We start from the raw sequence: 19,409 nt of genomic DNA on the forward strand, positions 1-19,409 counted from the left end.
GCCTTTGCCGGCGTGCGGTTTTTTCTTTGCGAGCACCCTGCGTTTTGCAGGATGGTCTCGTTCACCGGGTATCAAGAGCTTGTTGCCATTTCATTCCATCGCTTGAATGCAATGGCAAGAAACTCTGTCATTAGAAAAGGAGAGTACTGTGTCGCGTAGACGCGTCGTGGTCACCGGTATGGGTATGCTGTCGCCACTGGGTACTGATGTACCGAGCACCTGGCAGGGCATTCTGGCTGGCCGCAGTGGCATCGGTCCGATCGAACACACGGATCTGTCTGCCTACTCCACCCGTTTTGGCGGCTCGGTGAAAGGCTTCGAGGTCGAGCAATACCTGTCGGCCAAAGAGGCCCGCAAGCTCGACCTGTTCATCCAGTACGGCCTGGCGGCCGGGTTCCAGGCAGTGCGTAATGCCGGCCTGGAAGTCACCGACGCCAACCGCCAGCGTATTGGCGTGGCCATGGGCTCGGGTATCGGCGGCCTGACCAATATCGAAGAAACCAGCCGCACCCTGCACGACTCGGGGCCGCGTCGTATTTCGCCTTTCTTCGTGCCTGGCTCGATCATCAACATGATCTCCGGCTTCCTGTCGATCCACCTGGGGCTTCAAGGGCCGAACTACGCCATCGCCACCGCGTGCACCACTGGTACCCACTGCATCGGCATGGCTGCGCGCAACATCGCCTACGGTGAAGCCGACGTGATGATCGCCGGCGGTGCCGAAATGGCTGCCTGCGGCCTGGGCATGGGCGGCTTCGGCGCCTCCCGCGCACTGTCCACTCGCAACGACGAGCCGACCCGTGCCAGCCGCCCGTGGGACAAGGGCCGTGACGGCTTCGTGCTGTCCGACGGTGCTGGTGCCCTGGTGCTCGAAGAACTGGAGCATGCCAAGGCCCGCGGCGCGACCATCTATGCCGAACTGGTCGGGTTCGGCATGAGCGGTGACGCTTACCACATGACTTCGCCGCCCGACACTGGTGAAGGTGCTGCCCGTTGCATGGCCAACGCCTTGCGCGATGCCGGCATCCAGCCGGAAGAGGTCAGCTACATCAACGCCCATGGCACCTCGACCCCTGCTGGCGACGTGGCCGAAGTGGCGGCGATCAAGCGCGTGTTCGGTGAGCATGCCTACAAGCTGGCGGTCAGCTCGACCAAGTCGATGACCGGCCACCTGTTGGGCGCCGCCGGTGCCGTAGAAGCGATCTTCAGCGTGCTGGCAATCAACAGCCAGATGGCTCCGCCCACCATCAACCTGGACGAGCCGGACGAAGGCTGCGACCTCGACTTCGTGCCGCACCAAGCGCGCAGCATGCCGATCGATGTGGTGCTGTCCAACTCGTTCGGCTTTGGCGGTACCAACGGTTCGCTGGTATTCCGCCGGTTCGCCGGTTGATGCAAAGCTGGATCGATGGCCAGCCGGCGGCTGCAGTCAACCTGCAGAACCGCGGCCTGGCCTACGGCGATGGGCTATTCGAGACCATCGCCGTGCGCGACGGCCGGCCCAGCCTGCTGGACGGCCACCTCGCACGCCTGGCGCTGGGTTGCCAGCGCCTGGCGATCAGTACCGACCTGGCGCTGGTACGCGACGAACTCCTGCGCTATGCCAGCCAGCTCGGTGATGGTGTAGCCAAACTCATCCTTACTCGTGGTGACAGCCAGCGCGGTTACGCACCGGTTGCCGGTGCCGCGCCGCGGCGTATTCTGCAGGGCAGCCCGTTGCCCAGCTATCCTGTCGACAATGCCGAGCAGGGCGTGCGACTGTTTCCGTGCCAGACCCGGCTTGGGGAACAACCGCTGCTGGCCGGCCTCAAACACCTCAACCGCCTGGAGCAGGTGCTGGCCCGTGCCGAATGGCAGGACAGCGAACATGCCGAAGGCCTGATGCGTGATGGGCAGGGCAGGGTGATCGAAGGTGTGTACAGCAATCTGTTCCTGGTGCGCGATGGCGCGCTGTTCACGGCTGACCTCAGCCGCTGTGGCGTCGCTGGCGTGATGCGGGGCGCGTTGCTGGAACAGGCAGTGCTGCAGGGCATCCCGGTGCAGGTCTGCGATCTGCCGTTCGACGCTCTGGAGCAGGCAGATGAAGTATTTGTCTGCAACAGCGTCTACGGTGTCTGGCCCGTGCGAGGCGTTGCCGAGCTAAACTGGTCGCCGGGCCCGCTCACCCGTAAACTGCAGGCCGTTGCCCGTACGTTACTGGAAACCTGAATTCGTGAGACGTAAATTCCTGCTGCTGCTGGAAATGGGCTTGATCCTCGCCGGCCTTGCCGTGGGCTGGTCGGCCTGGAAGGTCAACTCGGTCCTGGAGCAGCCTCTGCACGTGACGCAGGAGCGCCTGCTGGACGTGCCCAATGGCACCACCCCCAACCGCATGTTCTATCGCATGCAGAACGAAGGGTTGCTCGACGACGCCGTCTGGTTGCGTCTGTACTGGCGTTTCAACATGGCTGGCACCCCTCTGCACACCGGTGAGTATCGCCTGACCCCCGGCATGACCGTGGAGCAGCTGTTCGATGCCTGGCGTCGGGCCGACGTGGTGCAGTACAACCTCACCCTGGTCGAAGGCTGGACCTTCCGCCAGGTGCGCGCGGCCGTGGCCAAGCATGAAAAGATCAAGCACACCCTGGACGGGCTGTCCGATTCGGAAGTGATGGACAAGCTCGGCCATACCGGTGTGTTCCCTGAAGGGCGCTTCTTCCCGGACACCTACCGCTTCGTGCGCGGCATGAGCGACGTCGAGTTGCTGCAGCAGGCCTACATGCGCCTGGACGAAGTGCTGGCCAAGGAGTGGGCCGAGCGCACCACCGACCTGCCATACCGCGACCCGTACCAGGCGCTGATCATGGCTTCGCTGGTAGAGAAGGAGACCGGCATTCCCCAGGAGCGCGGGCAGATCGCCGGCGTTTTCGTGCGGCGCCTGCGCCTGGGCATGATGCTGCAGACCGACCCGACGGTGATCTACGGCATGGGTGAGCGCTACAACGGCAAGATCACCCGCGCCGACCTGCGCGAGCCGACGCCCTACAACACCTACACCATCACCGGCCTGCCGCCGACCCCGATCGCCATGGTCGGTCGCGAAGCGATTCACGCGGCGCTCAACCCGTCCGATGGCACCAGCCTGTACTTCGTTGCCCGTGGCGATGGCAGCCACGTGTTTTCCGACGACCTCGACGACCACAACTCGGCGGTGCGCGAGTTCCAGCTCAAGCGCCGTGCGGACTACCGCTCCAGCCCCGCGCCGCAATCGCAGCCAGAGCCACAACCACAATCAGGTACCGACGAGGCCGAACAACCCGAAGCCCCTGCCGACGAGTCTACCGCGCAGCCAGCGCCCGACCAGCCGCCTGTGCAGGACGCCCCTGCCGGCGGCGCGCAAGCGGCCGAACGGCCGATGCCTGACGAACAACATTAAGGACTGCCTGTGAGCGGCTTGTTTATTACTTTGGAAGGCCCGGAAGGTGCGGGCAAGAGCACCAACCGCGACTACTTGGCTGCGCGCCTGTGCGAGCAGGGCCTGGACGTAGTGTTGACCCGTGAGCCCGGCGGCACGCCGCTGGCCGAAAAGGTGCGTGAGCTGCTGCTGGCGCCCAGCGATGAAAGCATGGCGGCCGACACCGAACTGTTGCTGGTGTTCGCTGCGCGTGCCCAGCACCTGGCGCAGGTGATCCGGCCGGCGCTGGCCCGCGGGGCCGTAGTCTTGTGTGACAGGTTTACCGATGCGACATACGCCTACCAGGGCGGCGGGCGTGGTTTGCCAGTCGAGCGTATCGCCATCCTGGAGCAATTCGTCCAGGGCGACCTGCGCCCGGACCTGACTCTGGTCTTCGATCTGCCGGTCGAAGTGGGCCTGGCCCGCGCCGCCGCCCGCGGCCGCCTGGACCGTTTCGAGCAGGAAGGCCAGGCGTTCTTCGAAGCAGTGCGCCAGGCCTACCTGCAGCGCGCCGGCCGCGAACCACAGCGCTATACCCTGCTTGATGCCGCCCAGCCTCTGGAGGCCGTGCAGCGCTCCATCGATGCGTTGCTACCAGGCATCGTGGAGCGTTGCCGTGGCTGAGGCCTATCCCTGGCAGCAGGCCCTCTGGCAGCAGCTGGCCGGCCGCAGCCAGCACGCTCACGCCTACCTGCTGCATGGGCCGCAGGGTATCGGCAAGCGGGCCTTGGCCGAGCGCCTGATGGCCCGCCTGCTGTGCCAGCAGCCCCAGGCCCTGGAGGCCTGTGGCGCGTGCAAGTCCTGCCTGCTGCTCAAGGCCGGCAGCCACCCGGACAACTTCGTACTCGAGCCCGAAGAAGCTGACAAGCCTATCAAGGTAGATCAGGTACGCGAGCTGGTGGCCTTCGTGGTGCAGACCGCGCAGCTGGGTGGGCGCAAGGTGGTACTGATCGAGCCGGTGGAGGCGATGAACGTCAACGCCTCCAACGCCCTGCTCAAGAGCCTCGAAGAACCCTCCGGTGATACCGTGTTGCTGCTGGTCACCCACCAGCCCAGCCGTCTGTTGCCGACCATCAAGAGCCGTTGCCAGCAGGTCGCCTGCCCGCAGCCCAGCCTGGCCCAGAGCCAAGCCTGGCTGGCCGGCGCGCTGCCCGACAGTGACGAGACCGAGCGCGACGAGTTGCTGACCCTGGCTGCCGGTTCGCCGCTGATGGCGGTCAGCTTGCAGGCGCAAGGCGTGCGAGAGCAGCGTGCGCTGGTCACCGACGGGGTGAAGAAGCTGCTCAAGCAGCAGCAATCGCCCAGCCAGCTGGCCGATGCCTGGAACGGTGTGCCGTTGTTGCTGCTGTTCGACTGGTTCTGCGATTGGGCGCACCTGATTCTGCGCTACCAATTGACCCAGGACGAGGAAGGGCTAGGCTTGGCCGATATGCGCAAGGTGGTGCAGTACCTGGCGCAGAAGAGCCACCAGGCCAAGGTGCTGGAGGTGCAGGCATGGATCCTGGAGCAGCGCCAGAAGGTGCTGGGCAAGGCCAACCTCAACCGCGCCCTGCTGCTTGAATCGCTGCTGGCCCACTGGCTGCAGTTGCCGGGCGCCCGCTGATTTTCATTTTATCATGTGTGTCGTTATCCCATGCTCGTAGATTCCCATTGCCACCTCGACCGTCTTGACCTGAGCGCCCATCAGGGCTCCCTCGATGCTGCCCTGCAGGCGGCGCGTGAGCGCGGGGTCGGGCATTTCCTGTGTATTGGCGTCAGTGCCGAGAATGCTGGTGCGGTGAAGGCGCTGAGCGAGCGTTACGCCGATGTCGATTGCTCGGTGGGCGTGCACCCGCTGGACCTGGCGCCGGGCGAAACGCCGGCGCTGGAATGGCTGCTGCGCGAGCTGGCTCACCCGCATGTGGTGGCGATTGGCGAAACCGGGCTGGATTACCACTACGAGCCGGAAGCAGCCGAGTTGCAGCAAGCCTCGTTCCGCCTGCACCTGGAGGCCTCGCGGCAGACCGGCAAGCCGGTGATCGTGCATACCCGTGCGGCGCGTGCCGATACCCTGGCGCTGCTGCGCGAGGCCAACCTGCCGCAGGCCGGCGTGCTGCACTGCTTCACCGAAGACTGGGACATGGCCAAGGCGGCGCTGGACCTGGGGTATTACATTTCGTTGTCTGGCATCGTTACCTTCCGCAATGCCGATGCCCTGCGTGAAGTGGCGCGGCAGGTGCCGGTCGATCGTTTGCTGGTGGAAACGGATTCGCCGTACCTGGCGCCGATTCCGTATCGCGGCAAGCCGAATTTGCCGCAGTATGTGCGTGAGGTGGCGGAGTACGTGGCTTCGTTGCGCGGGGCCAGTTATGAGCAGTTGGCCGAACAGACCACTGCCAACTTCAAGCGCTTGTTCCCGTTGGCGCGGGTGGCCTGACTCGAAGGGGTGGCGGGCGCCTGGTGTTCCTCATGCAATCCCCACCAACCCCAAACCTGAACCCCCGGCTTCATTTCCCCTCGAAACACCCAAAAAAAACCCGGGTTCTGGGGGGGGAATCCGGGTTAAGACCATTAGGAGTAAAACAAAGGTACGCGGTCCCTGAGCACCTTTATCGGCGCGCCACTTGGGGGGGATGCGCCGCGCCAACACTTCAAGTATTAGTCAGCTTTGGCGCAGTGCCAGTGCATATTGATCGATTTTTAAACAAATTTGGAATACGTCCACGTTTCATTCCTCCCGCAGCGCATGGCCATAAGCATCGTGAAACACAGACATGCTTGGATGATCCGTGCAATTTCTTGCAAGTTAGGCATAATAAACCGCTTCGATTGTCATCCAGTCCTTCCTATGCAGAAAGAACCTCGTAAGGTCCGTGAGTTTCGCCGTCGCGAACAGGAAATCCTCGACACCGCGCTCAAGCTGTTTCTCGAACAGGGGGAAGACAGCGTCACCGTCGAGATGATCGCCGACGCCGTGGGCATCGGCAAAGGCACGATCTACAAGCACTTCAAGTCCAAGGCGGAGATCTACCTGCGCCTGATGCTCGACTACGAGCGCGACCTGAACGGGCTGTTGCATTCGGCCGACGTCGATCGCGACAAGGAAGCCCTGTCGCGAGCCTACTTCGAGTTCCGCATGCGCGATCCGCAGCGTTACCGGCTGTTCGACCGCCTGGAAGAAAAGGTGGTCAAGGGCAACCAGGTACCGGAAATGGTCGAACAGCTGCACAGCATACGTGCCTCCAACTTCGACCGCCTGACCCAGCTGATCAAGGGCCGTATCAGCGAAGGCAAGCTCGAAGACGTGCCGCCGTATTTCCACTATTGCGCCGCCTGGGCGCTGGTGCACGGCGCCGTGGCGCTTTACCACTCGCCGTTCTGGAGCAATGTGCTGGAGGACCAGGAAGGCTTCTTCCAGTTCCTGATGGACATTGGCGTGCGCATGGGCAACAAGCGCAAGCGCGACCCGGAACCTTCGAACTGAAGCATCCGCGTTCAGGTAATACGCAGTACCGGTAGCAGCAGCCTTGTGCTGCGAAAGGCTGCTCCTACCTATTTCGGCGATGTGCAGGGCTTGCAAAAACCTGATTTATGAGTCAGGTTTTGCCAGCCCCCATCATCCATGCCGGAGTCATTCATGATCGTCGATCGTCAAGGCAGGCGTTTTCGCAACCTGCGCGTCAGCCTGACGGCTGCCTGTAACTATGCCTGCACCTACTGCGTGCCAGACGGCAAGCGCCTGGTGGCAGCACAGGACGAACTGTCGGCGGAGGCACTGGCTCGTGGCGTGGCCTACCTGATCGAAGCCGCCGGCATCGAACGCTTGCGCATCACCGGCGGTGAGCCATTGGTCAGTCCGCGTCTGGATGCTTTCCTGGCTGCCGTGGCCAAGCTCGACCTTGACGATATCTCGATGACTACCAATGGCCAGTTGCTGGCGCGCAAGTTGCCCCAGTTGCAGGCGGCAGGTATCCGCCGATTGAACGTTTCCCTCGACACCCTCGACCCTCAGGCGTTCCGCCGTATTGCCCGGGGCGGCGACCTGGCCAGCGTGCTGGCGGGGATGGAGCGGGCCAGCGCCATGGGCATGCAGATCAAGGTGAACATGGTGCCGATGCGCGGGCACAACCTCGATCAGGTGCTGCCGCTGCTGGATTATTGCCTTGAGCGCGGCTTCGAACTGCGCTTCATCGAGCTCATGCGCATGGGCCACCTGGCGCGTGACCAAAACGTCTTTCTGCAGCAGTTCGTCGGCCTCGACCAACTGCTCGCACTGATTGCTGGCAAGCATGCCTACGTTCAGGTCGATGCTCCGCTGGACGCCACTGCCTTGCGTTATCAGGTGCCCGGCAGAGGCCACTTCGGCGTGATCGCCAACGAAAGCGTACCGTTCTGCCGCACCTGCTCGCGGCTGCGCCTGTCTTCCACGGGCTGGCTGCATGGCTGCCTGTCGTCGGGCAATCGTCATTTCGTCGGCGACCTTCTGGAAAAACCGCGCCATCAGGCGCTGCCGGCGCTGCAGCGCTTGCTGGTCAAGGCCTTGGCAGACAAGCAGGACCTGGCGTTCTCCGGCGATGTGATGGTGATGAAGGTGATTGGCGGCTGAAGCTGGCGCAAAAGCTGCATCCGCCAGCTATTCGCCGGTTTTTCGTCGCCGGCCACTGGAGGAAAGATGCGTAGCCTGGTTTTGCTGCTGGCGCTGATGGCGTTGGGCGGTTGCATGAATGTCAGCGATATGGGCGAGGGCGTCCGTTACCACATGAGCGATGCCGGTCTGCTGGACCACAGCGATACCCGTCGCACCCTGTCGATCCGCCTGCAGCCCGATTCGTTCATCTTCATCGGCCAGGGCGCGTTCGTGCCTCCGGGCAAGGGACCGGTGCCGCGGCAGAACGCGGTGGCCGAGCAGGCTTACAAGAGCTTCGTCGAATATTTCCCGCTGGTACGTCGCGCCCAAGGGCCACTGGGCCTGGAAGAGGCCATTGCCCAGGCGCGTTCGGTGGGTGCCGACTACGTGCTGTACACCCGCTTCGCGCGCACCGACGACCGTATCGGCAATGGCGACGAGTGGTATGACGAACAAGCGGTCGACCGCCTGGGCTGGGACACCGGCGTGGTGCAGATGATGCTCATCGAAACCAGCACCCGCTACCTGATCGACACTGCACGTATCAAGAGTCGTGGCGGTTTGTTGACGTTCCACGATAAAACTCCGGAGGATTTGCTAGGCGCGCCGATGCGCGAGTACGCTCGTAGCCTTCTGGGTGTGAGTGAATGAGGCAAGCGTGATGAGCGATTCCGGCAAGGCCAATGATCTTCTGGCGCAGATTCCCAAGGCCAAGGGCCTGCCGCCGGTACATCTGTGGAACCCGGACTTCTGCGGTGACATCGACATGCGCATCGCCCGTGATGGCACCTGGTATTACCTGGGAACGCCGATCGGTCGCAAGCCGATGGTGCGGCTGTTTTCCACCATCATCCGCCGCGATGGCGATGACTACTTCCTGATTACCCCGGTAGAGAAGGTGGGCATCCGCGTCGACGATGCGCCGTTCGTGGCTGTGGCGTTGGATGTGGAAGGTGAGGGTGAGCAGCAGGTGCTGCGCTTCACCAGCAATGTCGAGGACCAGGTCGAAGCCGGGCCGGCCAACCCGCTGCGCGTGGTGATCGACCCGGTCACGCAGGAGCCATCGCCGTATGTGCTGATGCGCAGCAACCTCGAGGCGCTGATTCATCGCAATGTGTTCTACCAGTTGGTAGAGCTGGCGGTGCCGCGTGAGATCGACGGGGAAGAGTGGCTTGGGGTCTGGAGCCACGGTGAGTTTTATCCCATCGGGCGTAGCAGCTGAGATATCTGGTGCCTGCACCGGCCTTTTCGCGGGATCGCCCGATCCCACAGGGTTTTCTGGAGGCTTCAGGGACTGCGCCGTACCTGTGGGAGCGGGCAAGCCCGCGAAGAGGACGGCACAGGCAATGATCGGCCTCTTGGTTTTTCCCCGAATTGGTCATTTGTCTCTCTGCCCCACAGGCCTAACCTGCAGGCAATTGCCATCCAGGAGAAGCCCCCATGAAACCCTTTAGCATCATCCTTCTTGCCCTGTTCGTCGCTCAAACCCCTGCCTGGGCGCACGGCGACGCTGCCGACCAAGTCAAGGTCCTGCAGCAGCAACAACCCTCGAACGCCCCCGGCAAGAGCGCCGTGATGCTCACCGTCAGCTACGCCCCCGGCCAGGCATCACCCGCGCATCAGCACCCGGGCGCAGTGATGGCCTACGTGCTGGAAGGGGCAGTGGTATCGAAGCTCGATAACGAGCCGGAGAAAACCTACAAGGCCGGTGAATATTGGTACGAGGCCCCGGGTACCGTGCACAGCGTGTCGCGCAACGCCAGTCAGAAGCAGTCAGCCAAGTTGCTGGTCTGGAGCCTGGTGGATGAAGGCAGTGCGGTCACATTGCCCTATCCGGCAGCAGGCTCGGAGCGCTGAGCCTGCCCCAGCCGGGTTGTAACTTCCTGCATCAGGTTCGGGTCCAGTACCTGGCAAGGCGCGACCTGCACGTTGCTCGTGTAGAACGGCGGCAGATTCTGCGCCAGTCGCGCAACATCCTTGGCAGTGCAGCCTGTTGGCAGCAATACATATTGCAGGCTTGAGGGGAAGGACGGCGCGGTGTGCCGTTCCATGGTGGAGCCATACGCGCCAAGGGTCATGACCGCCTCGCTGCCGGCTGGGTCCGGAAAACGGAGCAGGACGAATGTGCAGTAACGGGGGTGGGTGAGATGCTGGTGTGCTTCGTCGCGGACCTGTGGGTCGTCATGGTTCATCAGGTTCCAGCGCAGCGCGGCGTAGCTGCGAGTGGTCTCCATGAACGCAGTGCGAATGGGGGAGCGCGTTTCGTCACCGCCCAGGCAGGACAGCAGATTGCCGAATGGGTCCAGCAAGGCTACGGCGTTGCACGTATCTGCCGCGAGAGCTGTGTCGACCAATGGCGCGGCCAGTTCGATGCCGGGCAGGCGAGGATCTGCACTTTTGCTGCGCAGGCTCCATGGGCTCAAGCCCGCCAGGGCCTGGCGTACCAGGCTCCGGCTGGGTAGGGTGATCGGGTCTTTCAGGGCAGATGGCGGGAGGCCGGCGTTGCTGCTTTCGTCGTGCACGTGGTTCACGCTGGCCTCGAACAACGAACGGGTAAGGCACATCGTTGCGGCGTCGATGCGTTCGCCAGCGTAGACCGGCCCTTGCGGCGGCCCGACATAGTCGCGATCAAAAGGGTTGCCGACAGCATAGTAGCCCCACGTGGCTTGCGCGCGCAGACGAAGTGCGGCCGGCAGGCCGGGGAATTCGAAACGGCCGTCATGATTGACGCCGGCAAAGGTGTCGAGCGCACTTACGGCAACATTGAAGCCGGCAGTCAGCAAGGCACCTGCGCACATGGCGCAGGGGTCGAGCGTGGTGATGACGGTCAGTTCATGCGTGGGGGGGAGGGCAAGGCGCTGCTGGTTGTCGAAATACCAGTCGACCAGCCGGCGCTCACCATGCCCCGTTGGGTCGCGGAGCCTGAATGCGGGTTGCGCCTGGCTGGCAGAGGGCTCCAGCACGCGGTTGTGCAGGGCGATCAGTACCTTGCCAGTGGCATTTTCGATGATGCAGCCACCCACGGCGAACGTTGCTTGTCGGCTTGCCAAGAGGGCCTGGTTGGCGGCGATTGCTACCGCTTGCTGAGCGTTCTGGGTGAAATCGTTGGCTTTCATGCTTGCCTGTGCTCGTCGAGGGATCTCGGACGATACAGCAGCCGTGCGCTGGCATGAGGGGATAAGTGCAACAAAAAACCTCCAGTGCTTGCGCATCTGGAGGTTTTCAAATTTTGGCTCCGCGACCTGGACTCGAACCAGGGACCCAATGATTAACAGTCATTTGCTCTACCGACTGAGCTATCGCGGAATCTGTGCGTATCTTACTGATTGCCCAGGGGAAGTCAAGCCACCCCTAGGCAAAACAATGAGTTACAGCACCTGCACGATAGCTTTGGTCACTACGTGGATGTTGCTCTGGTTCAGCGCGGCCACGGCGATGCGGCCGGTGTCCAGCGCATAGATGCCGAACTCGTTCTTCAGGCGGGCGACCTGTTCGACGGTCAGGCCCGAGTACGAGAACATGCCAACCTGGCGGCCAACGAAGCTGAAGTCGCGGTTGGCGCCATATTCGGCCAGCAGCGAAACCATCTGCTTGCGCATGCCGTGGATGCGCTCGCGCATTTCGGCCAGCTCGGTTTCCCACATCTGGCGCAGTTCGGCGCTGTTCAGCACGGTGGCAACGATGGTTGCACCGTGGGTCGGCGGGTTGGAGTAGGTGGTGCGGATCACGCGCTTGACCTGCGACAGCACGCGGGTGCTCTCGTCCTTGGAGGCGGTGACGATCGACAGCGCACCGACGCGCTCGCCGTACAGCGAGAACGACTTGGAGAATGAGCTGGACACGAAGAACTCCAGGCCCGACTCGGCGAACAGGCGCACGGCGAAGGCGTCTTCGGCGATGCCGTCACCGAAGCCCTGGTAGGCCATGTCGAGGAATGGCACGTGGCCCTTGGCCTTGACCACTTCCAGGACGTTTTTCCAGTCGTCCAGGTTCAGGTCGACGCCGGTCGGGTTGTGGCAGCAGGCGTGCAGCACCACGATCGAGCCGGACGGCAGGTTGTTCAGGTCTTCGAGCATGCCGGCGCGGTTGACGTCGTTGGTCGGCGCGTCGTAGTAGCGGTAGTTCTGCACCGGGAAGCCGGCCGATTCGAACAGCGCACGGTGGTTTTCCCAGCTCGGGTCGCTGATGGCAACCACGGCGTTTGGCGACACACGCTTGAGGAAGTCGGCGCCAATCTTCAGTGCGCCGGTACCGCCGACGGCCTGCACAGTAACCACGCGGCCAGCGGCCAGCAGTGGCGACTCGGCGCCGAACAGCAGCTTTTGTACAGCCTGGTCGTAGGTGGCGATACCGTCGATCGGCAGGTAGCCGCGCGAGGCGTGCTGGGCGGCACGCTGGGTCTCGGCTTCGATCACGGCGCGCAGCAGCGGAATGCGGCCTTCCTCATTGCAATATACGCCCACGCCCAGGTTGACCTTGTCGGTACGTGGGTCGGCGTTGAATGCTTCGTTGAGGCCCAGAATAGGGTCGCGGGGTGCCAGCTCGACAGCGGAAAACAGGCTCATTGTTACCTTGGCTCTGATTGGAGTGTGATAGGACGTACACGCTCCAGCCCGAATGCACTGAAGCGGTGCACAAACGGGGAGTCAGTATAGTGATACCGACCGGTCACCGCGACAGTCCGGCATCGCTTTTCAGGTCATTTGCGCAAATATTTTTCGACCATTGGTCTAATTGCCGGGTCCACCGTAACAAGCGCTCACAGCTGTGCCTTGAAACTGCCCCCCGGCGGGCGCATTTGGGTATAGACTACTGGCTAAATTTACAGTTGCTGCAACACCGCGAGGTCCGTCATGTCCGAGTTCCAGCTCGTCACCCGTTTCCAGCCGGCCGGCGACCAGCCCGAGGCCATCCGCCAGATGGTCGAAGGTATCGAGGCGGGGCTGTCGCACCAGACGCTGCTCGGGGTGACTGGCTCGGGCAAGACCTTCAGCATCGCCAACGTCATTCAGCAGGTGCAGCGGCCTACCCTGGTGCTTGCGCCGAACAAGACCCTGGCCGCGCAGCTTTATGGCGAATTCAAGGCATTCTTCCCCAACAATGCGGTGGAGTACTTCGTTTCCTACTACGACTACTACCAGCCTGAAGCCTACGTACCGTCGTCCGACACCTTCATCGAGAAGGACGCTTCGATCAACGACCACATCGAGCAGATGCGCCTGTCAGCGACCAAGGCATTGCTGGAGCGGCGTGACGCGATCATCGTCACCACCGTGTCGTGCATCTACGGCCTGGGCAGCCCCGAGACCTACCTGAAAATGGTCCTGCACGTGGACCGCGGCGACAAGCTCGACCAGCGCGCGCTGCTGCGCCGCCTGGCCGACCTGCAATACACCCGCAACGAGATGGACTTTGCCCGCGCCACCTTCCGCGTGCGCGGCGATGTGATCGACATCTTCCCGGCCGAATCGGACCTCGAGGCCATCCGCGTCGAACTGTTCGATGACGAGGTGGAGAACATCGCAGCCTTCGACCCGCTGACCGGCGAGGTCTTCCGCAAACTGCCGCGTTTCACCTTCTACCCCAAGAGCCACTACGTCACCCCGCGGGAAACCCTGCTGGAGGCGGTGGAAGGCATCAAGGAAGAGCTCAAGGACCGCCTGGAGTACCTACAGAAGGCCAACAAGCTGGTCGAGGCCCAGCGCCTGGAGCAACGCACCCGCTTCGATCTGGAGATGATCCTGGAGCTGGGCTACTGCAACGGCATCGAGAACTACTCGCGCTACCTGTCCGGGCGCCCGGCCGGGGCGCCGCCGCCCACCCTGTACGACTACCTGCCGCCCGATGCGCTGCTGGTGATCGACGAATCCCACGTCAGCGTTCCGCAGGTCGGCGCCATGTACAAGGGCGACCGCTCGCGCAAGGAAACCCTGGTCGAGTACGGCTTCCGCCTGCCTTCGGCGCTGGACAACCGGCCGATGCGTTTCGACGAGTGGGAGGACGTCAGCCCGCAGACCATCTTCGTCTCCGCCACCCCGGGCCCCTATGAGGCCGAGCACGCCGGGCGCGTGGTAGAGCAGGTGGTACGCCCCACCGGCCTGGTCGACCCACAGGTGGAAGTACGCCCGGCGCTTACCCAGGTGGATGACCTGCTGTCGGAAATCCGCAAGCGCGTGGCACAGGGCGAGCGGGTGCTGGCCACCACGTTGACCAAGCGCATGGCCGAAGACCTCACCGACTACCTGGCCGACCACGATGTGCGGGTGCGTTACCTGCACTCGGACATCGACACCGTCGAGCGGGTGGAGATCATCCGCGACTTGCGCCTGGGTACCTTCGACGTGCTGGTGGGCATCAACCTTCTGCGTGAGGGCCTGGATATGCCCGAGGTGTCGCTCGTGGCGATCCTCGATGCCGACAAGGAAGGTTTCCTGCGCTCCGAGCGTTCACTGATCCAGACCATCGGCCGTGCTGCGCGTAACCTCAATGGCCGGGCCATCCTGTATGCCGACAACATCACCGGTTCCATGCAGCGCGCCATCGACGAGACCGAGCGTCGTCGCGAGAAGCAGATCGCCTTCAACCAGGCCAATGGAATCGTGCCCAAAGGCGTGGTCAAGGACATCACCGATATCATGGAAGGCGCGACCGTGCCCGGCGCGCGCAGCAAGAAGCGCAAGGGCATGGCCAAGGCAGCGGAGGAGAGCGCCCGTTACGAGGCCGAGCTGCGCACGCCGGGCGAGATCACCAAGCGCATCAAGCAGCTGGAAGAGAAGATGATGCAGTTCGCCCGCGATCTGGAGTTCGAGGCCGCGGCGCAATTGCGCGACGAGATTGCCCAACTGCGCGAGCGGCTGATCACCAGCTGATTTCTTTACTGCCTGCACTGGCCTCTTCGCGGGTAAACCCGCTCCCACAGGATCGTTGTAATCCTTGAGCTCTGCGCAGTACCTGTGGGAGCGGGTTTACCCGCGAAGAGGCCGGCTCAGGCGACAACCCCATTCAGTGGGCCTCCCCAGCCTTCAGCCCCTCCGGCAACTTGCGGGTCAACAACACCGCCACCATGCTCACCGCCAACCCGATCCCCACAAAGTGGAACGCATCGTTATAGGCCATGATCAACGCCTGCTGGTGAGTGATCTCGCTCAACTTGCCCAGCGCCGCATTGTCATTGCCCAGCCGCTCCGCCAGTTGCGCCAATCGTTCCGCCACCTGCGGGTTGCTCGGCACCACTGCCTCCCTCAGGTAATCGAAATACACCTTGGTCCTTGCATCCAGCAGCGTGGCCAGCAGCGCAATGCCGATCGCACCGCCCAGGTTACGCAGGATATTGAACAGGCTCGACGCCGAACCCGCATCCTGCGGCTGTATATACGCCGTGGCGATCAGCGAAATGGTCACCATGATCATTGGCTGGCCGATGGCACGGATGATCTGGATATGGTTGAACTGCGACCCTGCAAAATCCGGGTTGAGCACCCCCGAGCCGAAACTGGCGGCGCCGAACAGGCAGAACCCCAGGGCACACAACACCTTGGGCGACACCACTTTCATCAGTTGCGGCACCAACGGGATCAGGAACAGCTGCGGGATACCCATCCACATGATCACCTCGCCGATCTGCAAGGCGTTGTAGCCCTGCACCTGCGCCAGGTACAGCGGCAGCAGGTAGATCGACCCGTACAAGCCCACCCCCATGCCAAGGCTGGCGATGCTCGACAGGCCAAAGTTGCGGTTGCCGAGGATGCGCAGGTTGATCAGCGGGTGTGGCTTGGAAAACTGCAGGATGACGAAGGTGATCAGGCTGACCAGGGCGATGCTGCCCAGGCCGACGATCAGCTGCGATTCCAGCCAGTCCTTGCGGTGGCCTTCCTCCAGGAACACCTGCAGGCAGCCAAGCCCCAGGCCCAGGGTGAGGATGCCGGCGTAATCGGTGCTTTTCAGCAGTTCCCAGTGCGCGTCCTTCTTTTCCAGCCCGTACAGCAGGCCGGCGATCATCACCAGGCCCGGTGGGATATTGATGTAGAAAATGTACTCCCAGCCCCAGTTCTCGGTCAGCCAGCCGCCCAAGGTGGGGCCGATGGAGGGGGCGAAGGTGGCGGTCATGGCGAACATGGCCATGCCCTTGGCGCGGTGGTGTTCGGGCAGCTTGATCAGGGTCAGGGTGAAGGCCAGCGGGATCAGCGCACCGCCGGTAAAACCTTGCAGGGCGCGGAACAGGATCATGCTCTCCAGGTTCCAGGCCATCGAACATAACAGCGACGACAACAGGAAGCCGCCGGATACCCACACGGCCAGGCGCCGCGCCGACAGCAGCTGCACCAGCCAGGCGGTGAGCGGGATCATGATGATTTCCGCGACCAGGTAAGAGGTGGAAATCCACGAGCCTTCCTCCAGCGTCGCCGACAGTGCGCCCTGGATGTCCTTGAGCGACGAGTTGGTGATCTGGATGTCCAGCACCGCCATGAAGGCGCCGAGCATCACGCTCATTACCGCGATCCAGTCCCGCCGTGTCGGCTCCGCGGTTGGCCTGAGCAGCTGGTCACCGGCCATTGTGGCCTTCGTCTTCGCTGCGCAGGTCGACGGTGGCGGTCACCGACATGCCAGGGCGGATGCGCCCGTGCAGCGGGTTGTCAGCGCGGAAGGTCAGCTTGACCGGAATACGCTGCACCACCTTGGTGAAGTTGCCGGTGGCGTTGTCGGGCGGCAGCAGGCTGAACTGCGCGCCGGAGGCGGCGAAAAGGCTGTCGACCCGGCCTTCTATCGGTGTGTCGGGGTAGCTGTCGAACAGCAGCTCGGCACGCTGGCCGGGCTGCATGCGGCCGATCTGGGTTTCCTTGAAGTTGGCCTGCACCCAGATGTCTTCGTCCGGCACGATCGACAGCAGGTAGGCACCGGCCTGTACCACCTGGCCATTACGCGCGTTGCGCTGGCCGATACTGCCACTGATCGGTGCGCGGATTTCGCAGCGGGTCAGGTTCAGTTCGGCTTGTGCCAGGTCGGCGCGGGCGTTGGCGATCTGCGCGTCGAGGCGCTTGAGTTCGGCGGTCAATGCGTTGACTTGCTGGCGCTGGCTTTGCAGGTCGGCACGGGCCTTGTCGACCTGCGAGCCGGCGACATGGCTGTCCGCGGACAGGGTGGTGACCCGTTCTTCCGATACGAAACCTGGTTTGCGCAGCTTCTCGGCACGGCTCAGGTCCAGGCGCGAGCGGTCAAATGTAGCCTGGTTGGCCGCCACCTGGGCCTGGCCGGCGGCGATCAGGCTGGCTTGCTGGGTCAGGCGGCTTTGCGCCTGCACCTGCTCGGCTTCGCGGGTAGCCAGGGCGGCGCGGGCGCGTTGCACGGCCAGTTCGAAGTCGGCGGCCTCCAGGCGCACCAGCAGGTCGCCTTTTTTGACGTGCTGGTTGTCCTCGACCCGCACCTCGTCGATGCGTGCGCCCAACTGGCTGGAAATGCGGGTGATCTCGCCCTGTACGTAGGCGTTGTCGGTGCTTTCGTAGAAGCGGCCCTTGAAGTACCAGTGGCCCAGGAAGGCGAGGGCGATGACGGCCACCAAGGTGAAGAAGACCAGCAGGCGGCGTTTGAGTTGGGCAGGCATGAGGACTATCGTTCCAGAAATGTAAATAAATTTAACAGCGGCACATGGCCAGTCGACAAGTGACGTTCGCGCCATTGCTGGAGCCCGGTGCCTGCCTCCTGCTAACATCCCGCCTTTGTTTCATCTTTCGTTCGAGACTCTCCATGACCACCGTACGCACGCGTATCGCGCCATCGCCTACCGGCGACCCCCATGTCGGCACTGCCTACATCGCCCTGTTCAACTACTGCTTTGCCAAGCAGCACGGCGGTGAGTTCATCCTGCGCATCGAAGACACCGACCAGCTGCGCTCCACGCGCGAGTCGGAGCAGCAGATCTTCGATGCCCTGCGCTGGCTCGGCATCGAATGGAACGAAGGTCCGGACGTCGGCGGCCCGCACGGCCCTTACCGGCAGAGCGAGCGTGGCGAAATCTACGCCAGGTACGCCAAGGAGCTGGTTGACGCCGGCCATGCCTTCTACTGCTTCTGCACCGCCGAAGAGCTGGAGCAGATGCGCGCCGAGCAGCAAGCCCGTGGCGAAACCCCGCGCTACGACGGCCGCGCGCTGCTGCTGAGCGCCGAGGAAGTGCAGCGCCGCCTGGACGCTGGCGAGCCGCACGTTATCCGCATGAAAGTGCCGAGCGAAGGCGTGTGCGTGGTACCGGACATGCTGCGTGGCGATGTCGAGATCCCGTGGGACCGCATGGACATGCAGGTGCTGATGAAGAACGACGGCCTGCCGACGTACTTCCTGGCCAACGTGGTCGACGACCATCTGATGGGCATCACCCACGTGCTGCGCGGCGAAGAGTGGCTGCCATCGGCACCCAAGCTGATCAAGCTGTACGAATACTTCGGCTGGGAACAGCCCAAGCTGTGCTACATGCCGCTGCTGCGTAACCCGGACAAGTCCAAGCTGTCCAAGCGCAAGAACCCGACCTCGGTGACTTTCTACGAGCGCATGGGCTTCATGCCCGAGGCGATGCTCAACTACCTGGGCCGCATGGGCTGGTCGATGCCAGACGAGCGCGAGAAGTTCTCGCTGGCCGAGATGGTCGAGCACTTCGACCTGTCGCGTATCTCGCTGGGCGGCCCGATCTTCGACATCGAGAAGCTGTCCTGGCTGAACGGCCAGTGGCTGCGCGAACTGCCGGTCGAGGAGTTCGCCGCGCGCCTGCAGAAGTGGGCGTTCAACAGCGACTACATGATGAAGATCGCCCCACACGTGCAAGGCCGGGTGGAAACCTTCAGCCAGGTTGCCCCGCTGGGCGGGTTCTTCTTCGAAGGCGCGCTGAAGCTGGACGTCAAGCTGTTCGAAAGCAAGAAGCTGTCGGCCGACCAGGTACGCCAGGTGATCCAGCTGATCCTGTGGAAGCTCGAAAGCCTGCGTCAGTGGGAAAAAGAGCGCATCACCGGTTGCATCCAGGCGGTGGTCGAGGCGCTGGAGCTGAAGCTGCGTGATGCCATGCCGCTGATGTTTGCCGCCATTACCGGCCAGGCCAGCTCGGTTTCGGTACTGGACGCGATGGAAATCCTTGGCCCGGACCTGACCCGCTACCGCCTGCGCCAGGCCCTGGACCTGCTGGGTGGTGTGTCGAAGAAAGAAAACAAAGAGTGGGAAAAGCTGCTGGCCTCTATCGCCTGACAGTGGTCCCGAGGCCACAAGCCGAACTTGTGGGAGCGGGCTCACCCGCGAATACGATGGTGCGTTTTCCGTCGCATTCGCGGGTAAACCCGCTCCCACAGGGCTCACTGTTCGGTTTTGGCAAGGGGAGGGCGGTAAGTGATTGTT

17 protein-coding genes and 1 tRNA gene are annotated in these 19,409 nt (G+C 63.0%); 13 read left to right on the top strand and 5 right to left on the bottom strand.

The genetic code is table 11. From position 1 onward, the window contains the following. Positions 1-148: 148 nt before the first annotated feature. From fabF to KDB76_RS08595, 11 genes are all read left to right on the top strand, one after another. Positions 149-1,393, top strand: coding sequence for a beta-ketoacyl-ACP synthase II (gene fabF / locus KDB76_RS08545; protein ID WP_015269411.1), 1,245 nt, complete (start codon positions 149-151; stop codon positions 1,391-1,393). Beyond that, positions 1,393-2,208 carry an aminodeoxychorismate lyase gene (gene pabC, locus KDB76_RS08550; protein WP_013971578.1) on the top strand — a complete coding sequence of 272 codons (816 nt, stop codon included), beginning with the start codon at positions 1,393-1,395 and terminating at the stop codon, positions 2,206-2,208. Before fabF ends, pabC begins: the two co-directional genes overlap by 1 nt. A 4-nt stretch (positions 2,209-2,212) precedes the next feature. Further along, a complete protein-coding gene (mltG, locus tag KDB76_RS08555; protein ID WP_013971579.1) occupies positions 2,213-3,415 on the top strand; it encodes an endolytic transglycosylase MltG in 1,203 nt (400 codons plus the stop codon). A gap of 9 nt (positions 3,416-3,424) precedes the next feature. Further along, positions 3,425-4,057, top strand: coding sequence for a dTMP kinase (gene tmk / locus KDB76_RS08560; protein WP_023661450.1), 633 nt, complete (start codon positions 3,425-3,427; stop codon positions 4,055-4,057). Next, entirely contained in the window at positions 4,050-5,036 is a 987-nt protein-coding gene (locus tag KDB76_RS08565; RefSeq protein WP_013971581.1) for a DNA polymerase III subunit delta', read from the top strand. The genes tmk and KDB76_RS08565 overlap by 8 nt, the downstream gene beginning before the upstream one ends. Before the next feature lie 30 nt (positions 5,037-5,066). Beyond that, on the top strand, positions 5,067-5,849 hold the full coding sequence (locus KDB76_RS08570; RefSeq protein ID WP_013971582.1) for a TatD family hydrolase: 783 nt from the start codon (positions 5,067-5,069) through the stop codon (positions 5,847-5,849). A gap of 411 nt (positions 5,850-6,260) precedes the next feature. Continuing rightward, positions 6,261-6,896: a TetR/AcrR family transcriptional regulator gene (locus KDB76_RS08575; protein WP_013971583.1), complete on the top strand. Its 636-nt coding sequence runs from the start codon at positions 6,261-6,263 to the stop codon at positions 6,894-6,896. A gap of 153 nt (positions 6,897-7,049) precedes the next feature. Then, entirely contained in the window at positions 7,050-8,018 is a 969-nt protein-coding gene (locus KDB76_RS08580) for a radical SAM protein (RefSeq protein ID WP_015269416.1), read from the top strand. Between the two features lie 66 nt (positions 8,019-8,084). After that, complete coding sequence (locus KDB76_RS08585; protein ID WP_013971585.1) at positions 8,085-8,690, top strand: DUF4823 domain-containing protein; 606 nt, start codon at positions 8,085-8,087, stop codon at positions 8,688-8,690. A gap of 10 nt (positions 8,691-8,700) precedes the next feature. Continuing rightward, a complete protein-coding gene (locus KDB76_RS08590) occupies positions 8,701-9,261 on the top strand; it encodes a DUF1285 domain-containing protein (protein WP_023661447.1) in 561 nt (186 codons plus the stop codon). A gap of 218 nt (positions 9,262-9,479) precedes the next feature. Next, positions 9,480-9,896: a cupin domain-containing protein gene (locus KDB76_RS08595; protein ID WP_013971587.1), complete on the top strand. Its 417-nt coding sequence runs from the start codon at positions 9,480-9,482 to the stop codon at positions 9,894-9,896. Here the strand turns inward: KDB76_RS08595 and KDB76_RS08600 are convergent. From KDB76_RS08600 to KDB76_RS08610, 3 genes are all read right to left on the bottom strand, one after another. Next, a complete protein-coding gene (locus KDB76_RS08600) occupies positions 9,869-11,155 on the bottom strand; it encodes a cytosine deaminase (protein WP_023661446.1) in 1,287 nt (428 codons plus the stop codon). The genes KDB76_RS08595 and KDB76_RS08600 overlap by 28 nt on opposite strands. 114 nt (positions 11,156-11,269) lie before the next feature. Then, positions 11,270-11,345, bottom strand: a tRNA-Asn gene (locus KDB76_RS08605). A 62-nt stretch (positions 11,346-11,407) separates the two neighbouring features. Next, positions 11,408-12,604 carry an amino acid aminotransferase gene (locus KDB76_RS08610; protein WP_013971589.1) on the bottom strand — a complete coding sequence of 399 codons (1,197 nt, stop codon included), beginning with the start codon at positions 12,602-12,604 and terminating at the stop codon, positions 11,408-11,410. A 288-nt stretch (positions 12,605-12,892) separates the two neighbouring features. Between KDB76_RS08610 and uvrB the strand changes: the two genes are divergently transcribed. After that, on the top strand, positions 12,893-14,908 hold the full coding sequence (uvrB, locus tag KDB76_RS08615; RefSeq protein WP_013971590.1) for an excinuclease ABC subunit UvrB: 2,016 nt from the start codon (positions 12,893-12,895) through the stop codon (positions 14,906-14,908). 133 nt (positions 14,909-15,041) lie between these two features. Here the strand turns inward: uvrB and KDB76_RS08620 are convergent, their stop codons facing one another. Both KDB76_RS08620 and KDB76_RS08625 read right to left on the bottom strand, forming a co-directional pair. Next, the gene (locus KDB76_RS08620; protein ID WP_024086525.1) at positions 15,042-16,592 is read right to left on the bottom strand and encodes an MDR family MFS transporter; all 1,551 of its coding nucleotides are present in this window, start codon (positions 16,590-16,592) and stop codon (positions 15,042-15,044) included. Next, complete coding sequence (locus tag KDB76_RS08625) at positions 16,582-17,637, bottom strand: HlyD family secretion protein (RefSeq protein ID WP_013971592.1); 1,056 nt, start codon at positions 17,635-17,637, stop codon at positions 16,582-16,584. Before KDB76_RS08625 ends, KDB76_RS08620 begins: the two co-directional genes overlap by 11 nt. Positions 17,638-17,780: 143 nt before the next feature. Here KDB76_RS08625 and gltX point away from each other — a divergent pair, with 143 nt between their 5' ends. Beyond that, positions 17,781-19,262, top strand: a complete 1,482-nt coding sequence (gltX, locus tag KDB76_RS08630) for a glutamate--tRNA ligase (protein ID WP_013971593.1) — start codon at positions 17,781-17,783, stop codon at positions 19,260-19,262. The last annotated feature ends 147 nt before the right edge of the window (positions 19,263-19,409 follow it).

The organism is Pseudomonas sp. JS425 (genome assembly GCF_018223845.1).
GTDB lineage: Bacteria > Pseudomonadota > Gammaproteobacteria > Pseudomonadales > Pseudomonadaceae > Aquipseudomonas > Aquipseudomonas asiatica.

Bases quoted from the DNA above. Each gene is read 5' to 3' on its own strand.
- pabC (WP_013971578.1), top strand. From the start codon at position 1,393: ATGCAAAGCTGGATCGATGGCCAGCCGGCGGCTGCAGTCAACCTGCAG.
- KDB76_RS08570 (WP_013971582.1), top strand. From the start codon at position 5,067: ATGCTCGTAGATTCCCATTGCCACCTCGACCGTCTTGACCTGAGCGCC.
- KDB76_RS08575 (WP_013971583.1), top strand. From the start codon at position 6,261: ATGCAGAAAGAACCTCGTAAGGTCCGTGAGTTTCGCCGTCGCGAACAG.
- KDB76_RS08580 (WP_015269416.1), top strand. From the start codon at position 7,050: ATGATCGTCGATCGTCAAGGCAGGCGTTTTCGCAACCTGCGCGTCAGC.
- KDB76_RS08585 (WP_013971585.1), top strand. From the start codon at position 8,085: ATGCGTAGCCTGGTTTTGCTGCTGGCGCTGATGGCGTTGGGCGGTTGC.
- KDB76_RS08590 (WP_023661447.1), top strand. From the start codon at position 8,701: ATGAGCGATTCCGGCAAGGCCAATGATCTTCTGGCGCAGATTCCCAAG.
- KDB76_RS08595 (WP_013971587.1), top strand. From the start codon at position 9,480: ATGAAACCCTTTAGCATCATCCTTCTTGCCCTGTTCGTCGCTCAAACC.
- KDB76_RS08600 (WP_023661446.1), bottom strand. From the start codon at position 11,155: ATGAAAGCCAACGATTTCACCCAGAACGCTCAGCAAGCGGTAGCAATC.
- KDB76_RS08610 (WP_013971589.1), bottom strand. From the start codon at position 12,604: ATGAGCCTGTTTTCCGCTGTCGAGCTGGCACCCCGCGACCCTATTCTG.
- uvrB (WP_013971590.1), top strand. From the start codon at position 12,893: ATGTCCGAGTTCCAGCTCGTCACCCGTTTCCAGCCGGCCGGCGACCAG.
- KDB76_RS08620 (WP_024086525.1), bottom strand. From the start codon at position 16,592: ATGGCCGGTGACCAGCTGCTCAGGCCAACCGCGGAGCCGACACGGCGG.
- KDB76_RS08625 (WP_013971592.1), bottom strand. From the start codon at position 17,637: ATGCCTGCCCAACTCAAACGCCGCCTGCTGGTCTTCTTCACCTTGGTG.
- gltX (WP_013971593.1), top strand. From the start codon at position 17,781: ATGACCACCGTACGCACGCGTATCGCGCCATCGCCTACCGGCGACCCC.